Source organism: Streptomyces sp. GSL17-111, from assembly GCF_037911585.1.
In the GTDB taxonomy this organism is placed as follows: Bacteria; Actinomycetota; Actinomycetes; order Streptomycetales; family Streptomycetaceae; genus Streptomyces.
Genome location: NZ_JBAJNS010000001.1, coordinates 3750370 through 3762492 on the forward strand (window position 1 = coordinate 3750370; position 12123 = coordinate 3762492).

11 protein-coding genes are annotated in these 12123 nt (G+C 74.8%); all 11 read right to left on the reverse strand.

Annotated elements, in window-relative coordinates:
• Positions 1-105 precede the first annotated feature (105 nt).
• The 11 genes from V6D49_RS16705 to V6D49_RS16755 all read right to left on the reverse strand — a co-directional run bounded on the left by V6D49_RS16705 (position 106) and on the right by V6D49_RS16755 (position 12033).
• Positions 106-450, reverse strand: coding sequence for a hypothetical protein (locus tag V6D49_RS16705; protein ID WP_340560662.1), 345 nt, complete (start codon positions 448-450; stop codon positions 106-108).
• 185 nt (positions 451-635) lie between these two features.
• Positions 636-791: a hypothetical protein gene (locus tag V6D49_RS16710; RefSeq protein ID WP_340560663.1), complete on the reverse strand. Its 156-nt coding sequence runs from the start codon at positions 789-791 to the stop codon at positions 636-638.
• Between the two features lie 200 nt (positions 792-991).
• Positions 992-3895: an AfsR/SARP family transcriptional regulator gene (locus V6D49_RS16715; RefSeq protein WP_340560664.1), complete on the reverse strand. Its 2904-nt coding sequence runs from the start codon at positions 3893-3895 to the stop codon at positions 992-994.
• A 262-nt stretch (positions 3896-4157) separates the two neighbouring features.
• Positions 4158-4520 carry a monovalent cation/H(+) antiporter subunit G gene (gene mnhG / locus V6D49_RS16720; RefSeq protein WP_340560665.1) on the reverse strand — a complete coding sequence of 121 codons (363 nt, stop codon included), beginning with the start codon at positions 4518-4520 and terminating at the stop codon, positions 4158-4160.
• Positions 4517-4783 (reverse strand): monovalent cation/H+ antiporter complex subunit F, encoded by a 267-nt coding sequence (locus tag V6D49_RS16725; protein WP_340560666.1) that lies wholly within the window; start codon positions 4781-4783, stop codon positions 4517-4519. The genes mnhG and V6D49_RS16725 overlap by 4 nt, the downstream gene beginning before the upstream one ends.
• Positions 4780-5355 carry a Na+/H+ antiporter subunit E gene (locus V6D49_RS16730; protein WP_340560667.1) on the reverse strand — a complete coding sequence of 192 codons (576 nt, stop codon included), beginning with the start codon at positions 5353-5355 and terminating at the stop codon, positions 4780-4782. Before V6D49_RS16730 ends, V6D49_RS16725 begins: the two co-directional genes overlap by 4 nt.
• A 14-nt stretch (positions 5356-5369) precedes the next feature.
• The gene (locus tag V6D49_RS16735; protein WP_340560668.1) at positions 5370-6899 is read right to left on the reverse strand and encodes a Na+/H+ antiporter subunit D; all 1530 of its coding nucleotides are present in this window, start codon (positions 6897-6899) and stop codon (positions 5370-5372) included.
• Positions 6896-7333, reverse strand: coding sequence for a Na(+)/H(+) antiporter subunit C (locus tag V6D49_RS16740; protein WP_340560670.1), 438 nt, complete (start codon positions 7331-7333; stop codon positions 6896-6898). The genes V6D49_RS16735 and V6D49_RS16740 overlap by 4 nt, the downstream gene beginning before the upstream one ends.
• Positions 7330-10206, reverse strand: a complete 2877-nt coding sequence (locus V6D49_RS16745) for a Na+/H+ antiporter subunit A (RefSeq protein ID WP_340560671.1) — start codon at positions 10204-10206, stop codon at positions 7330-7332. The genes V6D49_RS16740 and V6D49_RS16745 overlap by 4 nt, the downstream gene beginning before the upstream one ends.
• Positions 10207-10404: 198 nt before the next feature.
• Complete coding sequence (locus V6D49_RS16750; RefSeq protein WP_340560672.1) at positions 10405-11526, reverse strand: ADP-ribosylglycohydrolase family protein; 1122 nt, start codon at positions 11524-11526, stop codon at positions 10405-10407.
• Positions 11527-11610: 84 nt separating this feature from the next.
• Entirely contained in the window at positions 11611-12033 is a 423-nt protein-coding gene (locus V6D49_RS16755; RefSeq protein ID WP_340560675.1) for a hypothetical protein, read from the reverse strand.
• Between the last annotated feature and the right edge of the window lie 90 nt (positions 12034-12123).

Consider the following 12123-nt stretch of genomic DNA (forward strand, 5'->3'; position numbering starts at 1 on the left):
CCTCGGCGCGTTCTGACGCCCTCACGCACGAACCCCACCGCGTGCCTGTCCATGGCGCGGTGGGGCGGGTCGTGCGGACGGTCCGGCCGTCGTGTGCGGTCCGCGTCAGACGCGGGCCGTGGTGGGCGCATCGGCCGTTTCCGCCGTCTGGTGGAAGTCGGTCTGGTGGAAGTCCGCCGGGATCACCGTCTGGTGGAAGTCCGGCGGCGGAGCGGTCTGGTGGAAGTCCGTCTGATGGAAATCCGCCGTCTGGTGGAAGTCCGCCGTGTCCGCCGTCTGGTGGAAATCGGCCGGGATCACCGTCTGGTGGAAGTCCGGCGGCGGAGCGGTCTGGTGGAAGTCGCCCGCACCGGTGGCCCGCTGCTCCCCGGCGACGGCCGAACCGGCAGCGGCCACGAGCGCTCCTGTTGCCATGGCGAAGGCCGCAAGCACAGTCCTCTTTCGGGTCATGCCATTTCCTTTCGCTTTCGTGATCGCTTGTTCGTACAGGCTATGGGTGCTCTCCGTTCCTGCGGGACGGAGAAAAGGAATTGGCTGATTATCGACGCGGCGACCGGTGGGCGCACACGACGAGAACCGGTCACGACGACTCCCCTCCATGTCGTCGTGACCGGTTGCTCCCCCCGAGGTGGCGATCAGCTCGCAGGCTCGCTCGTCTGGTGGTGATCGCCCATGGCCACCGTCTCGCCCGACTGCTCGTCGTCGTCGGCGACGGCGATCGGCTCCCCCGTCTGGTGATGGTCCCGGGGCTTGGCGCCGTCCCGAACCTTCTTGCGTTCGCTGGTGACCATGTTCTCTTCCTCCCGTTGGTGGTGCGATACGGCCGTTGCCAGGCGGCTCCCCCGCCGGCCGCCTGGCGAACGGCGATGCGGAGCAACGCCGTTCACGACCGCCCCCCGTGGTCCGCCCCGCCTCCCCCCGGTGGGGCGAACCAACACGACCAGCATGGCGGGCCGCGATAAACGAACGATGAACGAGCGTCCGCAGGGCCTCAGGCCGGCACCGACGCCAGCAACTCGCGCACGGCGCCGGCCTCGGAGCTGTCGTGCTCCTCGTAGGTCGTCAGCGCCTCCCGCCAGCACGCCTCGGCACGCCCGAACTGGCCGATCCGTGCCAGCGCGCGGCCCAGCAGCGTCAGCACGTTGGCCCGCCGCCAGGGGCCCCCGACACCGCAGAGCACGGCCAGCGCCTGCTCGGCCTGGCCCGCGGCCACCGCGGCCTGACCGTCCGAGAGGCTCAGCGAGGCGATGCGGAAGTGGGTCATGCCTTCCCAGAGCCGCTGGCGGCAGTCGCGGAAGATGCCCAGCGCCTCACTGAACCGCGCCTGCGCGTCCTGGACGTCGCCCTTCGCGCTGAGGGCGATGCCGAGGGTGTAGAGGCCGTTGGCCAGCCGCATGGCGCCCTCGTTCTGCCGGTAGATGCCCACGGCCGACCGTGCGAGCCGCACCGCCTCGTCCGTCCTGCGGGTGCCGAGCTTGGCGCGGGCCAGGTTGCACAGCGCGCTGGCGATGGACGGCTCGTTGTCGTAGCGGCGGAAGGCGGCGAGGGCCTCGCCGAGCCAGGCGTCCGCCGCCTCGTACTGGTCCTGGTAGTTGGCGATGATGCCGAGCAGGTTGTAGGCGTAGGAGGTGGCGAGGACGTCCTCGCTGCCCCGGCCGCACTCCAGGGCCCGGCGGGCCTCCGTCTCCGCCGCCGGGAACCGTCCCGCCTCCAGGTGCAGCAGGGTGAGCACCAGGCGGCAGCGCGCCTCCGCGTAGACGTCGCCGGTCCGTTGGACGGCGTCCAGCAGGGTGCGGGCGGCCTGCTCGTACTGCCGGACGTGGCTGCCCGACTCGGCCAGGTCGCGGGTGGCCAGCAGCAGGTCCGTGGCGCGGCGCAGCGCCGCCTCCTCGGCCGCGGCCTGCCGGGCACAGGCCAGGATCCCGGGCGCCTCGGCGAAGAGCCAGGAGATGGCCGTGTTCCGGTCGCCGAAGGCCGTGCCGGGGACGCTGGTCCGCTCCAGGAAGTCGACGAGGCGTTCGCCGGGTCGCTCCAGGGCGTGCGCGGTCGTCGCGGTGGCGAGGTAGAAGTCGAGCAGCCGGGAGAGGGCCTGTCGGCCGTCCTCCGTGAGGCCCTCCCGCTGGAGGCAGTCACGCGCGTAGAGGCGCAGCAGGTCGTGGTAGCGGTAGCGGCCGGGGGCGGCGGACTCCAGGAGGCTCGTGTCCACCAGGGACTCCAGCAACTCCTCCGAGGTGTCGGCGTCCCGGTCCAGCACGGCGGCGGCCGCCGCCAGCGAGATGTCCGGGCCGTCGGCGAGGCCCAGCAGCCGGAAGGCACGGGCCTGTTCGGCCTCCAGCTGCCCGTAGCCCAGCTCGAAGGTGGCCTTCACCGCGAGGTCCCCGGCCTGGAGCTCGTCCAGCCGGCGGCGCTCGTCGCCGAGCTTGCGGGCCAGTACCTCGACCGTCCAGGTGCGCCGTGCGGCCAGCCGGGCGGCGGCGATGCGGATGGCCAGCGGCAGGAACCCGCAGGCGGCCACGACGTCCAGCGCGGCCTCCCGTTCCGCGCCGACGCGTTCGGCGCCGACGATGCGGGTGAACAGGGTCATGGCCTCCTCGGGGCTCATGACGTCCAGGTCCACCAGGTGTGCGCCGGCCAGGTCGATCATGCGGGTGCGGGAGGTGATGAGGGCGGCGCTGCCCCCGGTCCCCGGCAGCAGGGGCCGGACCTGCGCGGCGTCCCGGGCGTTGTCCAGCAGGGCGAGGATGCGGCGTCCGGAGAGCAGCGAGCGGTAGAGCGCGGCGCGTTCCTCCACGCCGTCCGGTATCGAGGTGTCGGGCGTGCCCAGGGCGCGCAGGAAGGCGCCGAGGACGGCCTCCGGGTCGGCCGGGGTGGGGCTGGCGCCCTGGAGGTCGACGTACAGCTGCCCGTCGGGGAAGTGGTCCCGGCCGGCGTGGGCGACGTGGATGGCCAGCGTCGTCTTGCCGACGCCGCCGATGCCGGCCACGGCGGAGACGGCCATGACCCGGCCCTCCGACGTCGACAGCCGCTCGCCCAGCTCCCGGACGAACGCCGCCCGCCCGGTGAAGTCGGGTACGGTCGCCGGCAGTTGGTGGGGTCGCACGAAGGTGGGAACGGTCGGCTCCTCCGCCGGGGCCGTCAGGGACTCGTCGGCGCGCAGGATGCGCTGCTGGAGCTCGGCCAGCTCGGCACGCGGCTCGACGCCGAGCTCCTCGGAGAGCAGCCGCCGGGTGTCGGTGTAGACGGCCAGCGCCTCCGCCTGCCGTCCGCTGCGGTAGAGCGCGAGCATCAGCAGCTCCCGCAGCCGCTCCCGCAGGGGGTGCGCGGCGGTGAGCGCGGTCAGTTCGGAGACGGCCTCGGCGTGGCAGCCCGTCTCCAGGTCCAGGTCCAGCCGGTGTTCGAGGAGGGAGAGCCGCCACTCCTCCAGCCGGGTGCGCTGGGTGGCGGCGTAGGGGCCCGGCACGTGGGCCAGCGTCTCCCCGTCCCACAGGCCCAGGGCCTCGCCGTAGAGGGCGCGGGCCCGCCCGCGGTCGCCGGAGTGGGCGGTCTTCTCGGCGTCGGCGCTGAGCCGCCCGGCCTCGTCCACGTCGACGCGGGCGGCGGGTCCGGTCCGGATGGCGTAGCCGCCGGACTCGCTGACCAGCGTCTGCGCACCGAGGACCTTGCGGAGTCTGGAGGCGTAGGTCCGCAGGGCGGCCAGCGCCTGCTGCGGTGGTTCCTCGCCCCAGATGGCGTCCACCAGCTCCGACGCGGTGGCGGTGTGCCCGCCGCGCAGCAGCAGAGCGGCGAGCAGGGCCTTCTGCTGTGGTGAGCCGGTGGCCAGCGCCTCTCCGTCGCGCCAGGCGCGAATGGGCCCAAGCACCGCGAAGCGCAGCCCCGTGCCCGGGTCGGCTGCCATGCGTGCCCCCTCAGTTCCGTCCTTCGGTGCCGCGTGGACCACAGTGTGCCTCCTCCCGCCCGGAATCGGCAGCTCCGTACCGGCCGCTTTGGCTGGGTTCCGACCCCTTACCCGGCGGGTTGACGTGGACACGCGGCGTCCCAACTGATTGAAGCTACAAGAAGTTCGCTCGGCGCGCTGCACCGCCCCTGGCCCCCAGGTGGCCGGATCCGTACGGCGGCCCCCTTGCGGTGACGGCCCGTCCGGCCGGCCCCGCCCGCCGTCAGCGGCCCTCCCGCCGCGTCCGCCCCTCCCGGCGCAGCCGGTTGCCGAGGTCGTCCAGCACGAGCCCCGCGCGGTGCACCCGGCCCGTGCGGAAGGCGGTGCGGCCCACGATCTGACTCGTCACCGGGACCGTCAGCATCTGGAAGAGCGCCACCAGCACCAGAGGCACGGAGTACGGCCCCGGCAGGTGGAAGGCCGCACCCACGAGGACGAGCAGGACGCCCAGCGTCTGGGCCTTCGCGGCGGCGTGCAGCCGGCACACGGGGTCGGGGAAGCGCAGCAGCCCCACGGCGGCCAGCACGCAGAACACGGACCCGCCCAGCAGCAGGACGGCCGAGACGGCGTCGAGGAAGCCGCTCACCGCACGCCCTCCCGTTCCTCGACGAGGTGGGCGGCGGTCACCGAACCGACGAACCCGAGGACGGCCAGCACCAGCAGGAGCGGCACCCCCGAACCCTCCCCGCGCCGGGCGGCGTCCACGGCGACCCCGGCGAGCAGCAGGGTCACCGTCACGTCGAGAGCGATGATGCGGTTCAGGACGCCCGGCCCGTGCACCAGGCGCACGAGGGTCAGCAGCCCCGCCACCGAGAGCAGGGCGAGGGCGATGGCGAACACCGGGGTCACGGCGTCTCCTTCTCGTTGTCGGGTGGCGCGCCGTCCGCACGGCGCGCGCGCTGCGCGTCCGCCGGGCCGAGGGCGTGCACGACCTCCCGTTCGGTCGCGCGCAGTTCCTCCCGCCGTCGGCGGGCCGCGGCCGGCCCGGAGACCGGCAGCAGGTGCACGTACAGCAGGCGCCGGTCGCGGTCGATCTCCAGCACGAGGTTCCCCGGCGTCATCGTGGTGAGCAGGGCCGTCCCGGTGATCATCAGGTCGCTGTCGACTGCGAGCGGCACCTCGACGACGGCGGCCCGGGCGCGTGGTCCCAGCCGGACGGCGGCCAGGGCGACGTCCACGGCGGAGACCACGAGGTCGGCCAGCAGCCGCACGACGAGCGCGGCCAGCCGCACCGGGCGCAGAGCCGCCCGGTGCGCGACCGGAGGCAGCCGGAAGGCGAACGTCACGCCGAGGGCCACCAGGAGGCCGCCGACGATCATGACGGCGCTCGACGTGCCCCACAGCAGCACCCACAGCGCCCACAGCCACAGGACGCCCACCGTGTTGCGCAGGGGTCGCAGCGCCCGCCACCGGCCGGACACCGGCCCGCCCCCGCTCACCGCGACCGTCCGAGCACGGCCTCGCGGTAGACGTCGCCGTGCACCAGCGCGTCCGCCGCGCGTTCGCTGAGGTCGGCCAGCGGACCCGCGCCGACCGTCACCGTCAGACCGGCCAGCACCGTGCAGACCGTCGCCGCGACCGTCAGGACCGAGCTCGACCGCCCGGCGGGCCCGGGCCCGCCGCCCCTCTCCTCCGGGGCCTGTCGCGCCGGGCCGGTGAACGCCGCACGCCACACCCGGACCATGGCGTAGAGGGTGAGCAGGCTCGTCAGCAGCGCGGCGGCGGCGAGCGCGTACGCCCCGGCACCGCCGTGCGCCACGGCGGCCCGCAGCAGCGCGAACTTCGCCACGAAGCCGGACAGCGGCGGGATGCCCGCGAGGCTGAGGGCGGCGACGGCGAACAGCAGGCCCACCCCCGGCGGCACGACGTGGTCCTTGTCGCCCTTCTCCATGCGGGACAGCGACGCGGTGCCCGTCGCCACCACCACCAGGCCCGCGACGAGGAAGAGGGACGCCTGCACGATGATGTGGTGGACGACGTAGAGGATCGTTCCGGCGAGCCCGGCGACGTCGAACAGCGCGAGTCCGAAGAGCATGTACCCCACATGGCCGACCAGGGTGAAGGACAGCAGCCGGTTGACGTCGTCCTGGGCGACGGCTCCGAGGAGCCCGACGAGCATCGTCGCCACGGCGACGACGGCCGCCGTCCACCACAGGTCCTCACGCGGGAACAGCAGCGTCTGCACCCGCACCATCGCGTACACGCCGACCTTCGTCAGCAGCGCCGCGAACACGGCGGTGATGGGCGCGGGCGCGGTCGGGTAGCTGTCCGGGAGCCAGAAGTGCAGGGGCACGACGGCCGCCTTGATGCCGAAGACGACGAACAGCAGCAGGCTCAGGGCCGCCCGCACGCCCTCGGGCAGCCCCTCCGTCCGCGCGGCCAGGTCCGCCAGGTTCACCGTGCCGGTGGCCGCGTACACCAGGGCCACGGCGGTCAGGAAGAGCAGCGACGAGGTGAGGCTCGTCATCACGTACGTCATCCCCGCCCGCACGCGCGGCCGTCCCGCGTTCAGGGTGATGAGCACGTAGGAGGCGGCCAGCATCAACTCGAAGGCGACGAACAGGTTGAACAGGTCACCGGCGAGGAACGCCAGCCCCAGCCCCGCCACCAGCAGCAGGTAGGAGGGGTGGAAGGGCATGGCCAGGGTGCTCTCGGGGTCGGCCCTGCCCTGGCCGACGGCGAACAGCAGCACCGCCAGCGCCACCAGCACCGCCACCACCAGGAGCAGCGCCGCCAGCAGGTCGGCGACGAGGACGATGCCCAGCGGGGGAGGCCAGCCGCCCACCTCCATCACCACCGGCCCGTCCCGCTCCACCCGGACCAGCAGCACGACGGCGTCGGCGAGGACGGCCGTCAGCACCGCGACGGTCAGCGCCCGCTGCGCCGTGGTGCGTCCGGTCAGCGCCAGCACGAGGCCCGCCGCCAGGACGGGCAGCAGGACCGGCAGGGCGACGAGCGTCGTCATCCGCCGTCCTCCTCACGCTCGGGGGTGTCCGGCCGGGCCGCCGGGGCCGGTTCCACGTCGGCCCGTTCCGCGGCCGTGCCGATGCGGCGGTCCTCCACGTCGTCCTGCGTCTCGTCGTGCCCGGACAGCAGCCAGGAGCGGTAGGCCAGGGCGAGCAGGAAGGTGGTCACGCCGAAGGTGATGACGATGGCCGTGAGCGCCATGGCCTGCGGCAGCGGATCGGCGTACACCTGCGGGTCGGGCGACTCGCCCTCGGCCACGATCGGCGGCGCGGCGGGCGGGCCGCCCACGACGAGCAGCAGCAGGTTCGCACCGTGCCCCAGCAGGATGAACCCCAGCAGCGCGCGCATCAGGGAGCGTTGCAGCAGCAGGTACACCCCGGTGCTGAACAGGCCGCCCACGACGAGGGCCATCGTCAGGTCGAGCGTCTTCACCGGCCACCCCTCCCGGACGCCGGACGGGCGGGGCCCTGGGCGCTGCCGGACGCGGCGAGGAGCTTCAGCACCACGCCCACCACCAGCAGGTAGACCCCGATGTCGAAGAACAGGCTGGTGGTCGAGTGCACCGCGCCCACCAGCGGCAGGTGCAGCTCCCAGGGGGTGCTGGTCAGCGCCGGTGAGCCGAAGGCGAGCGGCAGCGTGCCGGTGACCGTCGCCAGGGTGAGCCCGGCCCCGGCGACGACGGCCGGGTCCACGGGCGCCGCCCTTGCGAGGTCGGCCCGTCCGCCCACCACGAAGCGCAGCACGAAGGCGAGCGCGACCACCAGCCCGCCCGCGAAGCCGCCGCCGGGCCGGTAGTGGCCGGAGAAGAGGAGGAAGAGGGAGAGCACGACGACGGACGGGAACAGCAGCCGGGTGACGACCTCCATCAGCACCGAGCGTTCCGCGCCGGCGCGGTCCCCGGCCCCGGGCAGCCACCGCTCGTGCGGGGCGTCCCAGGAGACGGCCCGGGGCTCCTCGCCACCTTCCGGGGCGGCGTCCGGACCCGGGGCGGGGCGCGAGGGACCGGCGCCGCCGGCCGAGGCCGGTTCGGCGGCGGCGCCGCGCCACACCCGCACCAGGCTCGCGACCCCGATGGACGTCACCAGCAGCACGGAGATCTCCCCGAGCGTGTCCAGGGCGCGGAAGTCGACGATGATCGCGTTGACGACGTTCTCCCCGCCCGTCTCGCCCACCCGCCGCAGGTACTCCACCGACACCGCCTCACCCCGCCGGGCCTGCGAGGCGACGACGGCGAACGCGGCGACGAAGCCGCCCACCGCCAGGGCCACCGCCGCCCGCAGCCGGCGCGCCCTCGGCGCCTGCTCGGCCGGGGTGAAGCGGGTCGGCATCCGCCGCAGCACCAGGACGACGATCACCAGCGTCAGCGACTCGACGAGGAACTGCGTCAGTGCCAGGTCCGGCGCACCGTGCAGGACGAACAGCGCGGCGACGGCGTACCCGACGGCGCCCGTCACCAGCACGGCCGTCAGTCGGCTCCGCATGAGCGTCGCGGCCACGGCCGCCGTCAGCACGACGACCGCCAGCGGCACCTCCAGGGGCGTCCACCACATCGGCACCCCGTCCAGCGGCGGCGCCGTCAGCAGCAGCGCGACGCCCGGCAGCGCCACGACGGTGACGAGGATGACCGTCAGGTACAGCGGCAGCGAACCGACCTGGGTGCGGCGCGTCACCCACACCGCGCCCTCGAACAGCCCGACCAGCGCGCTCCGGTAGGCCCGCTCCCCGTCGGGCAGCCGCGGCAGCCGGGCCGTCACGGCCGCCAGCCGGTCCCGGGCGGCGTGCACGGCCAGGCCGAGCAGCGTCAGCGCGGACAGGCCCAGCGCCGGGGTGAAGCCGTGCCACAGCGCCGGCTCGTACGGCGTGCCGCTACCGGAGTGCGGGTAGAGGTCGGCGTACGCCGTGGTGAGGGCGGCCGTGGCGGGGTAGGCGAGCCCGGTCGCCAGGCCGAGCCCGGCCAGCGCGGCTGCGGGCGCCACGAAGCCGGCGGCCGGACGCTGCGGCCCGCTCGCCGCCACCCCGGGCTTGCCCGCGAACGCCCCCCACACCGCGCGGGCCGTGTAGGCCACCGTGAGCAGCGAACCGACCGTGAGCGCGGCCAGCGCCCAGCCGTGCCCGGCGAACGCGTCGTGCAGGAACGCCTCGAAGCCCGCGTCCTCGCCGAGGAACCCGACGAACGGGGGCAGCTTCGCCATCGACGCCGCCGCCAGCAGCGCGACGACCAGCAGCCCGGGCAGGGCCGCCCCGACGCGGGAGAGCTCCCGCAGGTCCCGCGTGCCGCACTGGTGGTCCAGGATGCCCACGACCATGAACAGCGCCGACTTGAACAGGGCGTGCGCGAGCAGCGTCAGCACTCCGGCGAGCGCGGCCGTCCGCGTCCCGACGCCCAGCAGCGCGACCAGCAGGCCCAGCTCGCTGATCGTCCCGTAGGCCAGCAGGCGCTTGAGATCCGTCTCCTTCAGCGCCTGCCAGGCCCCGGCCACCATCGTGAACAGTCCGACGAGCAGGACCAGCTCCCGCCACGGAGCCACCTCCGCGAACCCGGGCGCCAGTCGCGCCACCAGGTAGACGCCGGCCTTGACCATCGCCGCCGCGTGCAGGTAGGCGCTCACCGGGGTCGGCGCCACCATCGCCGCCGGCAGCCAGTTGTGCAGCGGGTACTGGGCCGACTTGGCGAACGCGCCGACCAGGACGAGGACCAGGGCCGCCGGAACGACTCCGCCGCGCGGCGGGTCGGCCAGGATCTCCGAGAGCGTGTACGTCCCGGCCGCCTGACCGAGCATCACGAAGCCCAGGAGCATCACCAGGCCGCCCGCGACCGTCACCAGCAGGGCCTGCTCCGCCGCCCTGCGGTGCTCCGGCCCGCGCCCCCGCCCGGCGATGAGCAGGAACGAGGCGACGCTCGTCAGCTCCCAGAACAGGTAGAGCAGGAACAGGTTGTCCGCCACCACGAGGCCGAACATGACGCCCGCGAACGCCAGCAGCAGCCCCGCCTCACGGCCGGTGTCCCGCCGGAAGTAGTACGCGCTGTACGCCAGCACCGCCACGCCGACGCCGCCGACCACCGAGACCATCAGCAGCCCGAGCCCGTCCAGCCGGAACGCCAGCTCCAGACCGAGGGCCGGTGCCCAGGCCAGACGCTCCGTCACCGCGTCGCCGTCCAGCACGGGACCGGCCTGCGCGAAGGCCCAGACCAGCGCGGCCAGCGGCACCACGGCCGCCACGGCCCACACCGCCCGGCCCAGCCACCGGGTCAGGGCGGGCAGTGCGGCCGCACAGCCGAGGTGCAGCACCACCAGCCCCAGCACGCAGCGTCCACTCCCTCCGGCCGGCCGGACGCCCGGGTCGGCACACGGGCGCTCGCCACGGTGTTCCCACAACCGTCCGGAGGTAACGCACGGATCGTCAGGAGTTCACGGGAACCGCCCACTCGGGGCGGACGGCACTACTCCGTTTCGCCCACACGCGCGCGGGCCCGCCGGGCGGCGCGCGTCGGGCGGCGCGCGTCAGGCGCGTGGGTAGCGCTGGAGCCAGCCGGGTGTGGCGGCCGGGGTCGCGGGCGTGTGCAGCGCGGAGCCCTGCGTCATCTCCATCGCGAAGTCGTCCGCCAGCTGGAGGATCGTCGCCCGGCCCTCCAGCTCCACGACCCAGTGCGGCGGCAGCGCCGTCTCCCCGTGCAGCGCGCCCAGCAGGTTGCCGCAGACGGAACCGGTCGAGTCCGAGTCGCCCCCGTGGTTGACGGCCAGCAGCAGCCCGTGCCGCACGTCCTCGGCGACCAGGGCGCAGTACACGCCCATCGCCAGCGCCTCCTCCGCGACCCAGCCCTCGCCGAGGGACTCCACCCGCTCGGCGCTCGGCATCCCCTGGCGCACCGCGCCCAGCGCCCGCCGGAGCGCGTCAGTCGTCTCGTCGTGCCCGGGATGGGCGGCGAGCTGGGCCAGCGCCTGCTGCACCGCGCCGTCCAGCGAGTCGCCGCGCGTGACCGCGTGCACGATCACCGCGAACGCACCGGCCGACAGGTACCCCGTGGGGTGCCCGTGGGTCTGAGCCGCGCACTCCACCGCGAGCTGGAACACCAGCTGCGGCTCCCAGCCGACCAGCAGCCCGAAGGGCGCCGACCGCATGACCGTCCCGCACCCCTTCGACTCCGGGTTCTTCGGCCGCTCCAGCGTGCCCATCCGGTCGTCGGCGAGCCCGGACAGGCAGGCGTTGCCCGGCGCCCGCCGGGAGTACAGCCACTCCTCGCGGGCCAGCCAGCCGTCCTCGTGCTTGCGCTCGTCCGGCCCCCAGTCGCGTTGCGTCGCCGCCCACCGGCGGTAGGCGGCGTGCACGTCCGTCGGGGGGTGCCAGGCCCCCGTGTCCCGCCGCACGTGCGCCCGGATCAGCCCGTCCACGGTGAACAGGGTCATCTGCGTGTCGTCCGTCACCGCGCCGCGCCGGCCGTAGGCGGGCACGTAGTCCGTGACGCCCTGCGCCCCGTGCCGGTCCCGGACGGCGGCCAGCGAGTCGAACTCGATGCCCGCGCCCAGCGCGTCACCGATCGCCCCGCCGAGCAGGCACCCCCGCACCCGACTCCGGAACGCCTGCTGCTCGGCCCGCCCCCACACGGCCCCACCGGTACCGTCCACCAAGCCCTCCCCGCCGGTCGCCTTCCCCCTGCACGCGGCACTGTAATCGACCCGTCCGAACGGGTGGCGGAGTCCGGCGGGGCCTCAGGCGTGCCCGATCCGCCGCTCCCACCACGGCGCACCGGGCGCGGCGTACGGGTCCGGCACGGTGACCCCCAGGTACGCCGCGTCCAGCGGGGCGAGGACCACCCGCAGCTCACGCGCCGAGCGGGGCGGCAGCGCCCGCGTCACCCGCTCCAACGTGGCCCGCTCCTCGCGGCTGGAGCAGCAGGGGCAGCCGAGCACCTCCCAGTTCGGGTAGATCACGCGCCCCCGGGCTCCGTGCACCAGCGCCCGCCAGCCGCGCCAGGCGGCGTACGTCGCCCCCGGCGCCAGGTGCCGCTCCTCCACCCGCGCGACGTCGGCCACGGCCCGCGCGGAGAGCCCCGGCACGACGGCCCGGCTCTCCCCCGGGCGCGGCCGTCGGCGCAGCCCGCTCCGCACCCGGGCGGGCGGCCTACGCCCCATGGGCCTGCGGGACGTGCTGTGGGGCGGGCTGCGGGGCGTGCGGCGGGGCAGGCGGCGCGGGACGGCTCATCCCGCCACTGTGCCCGTGGG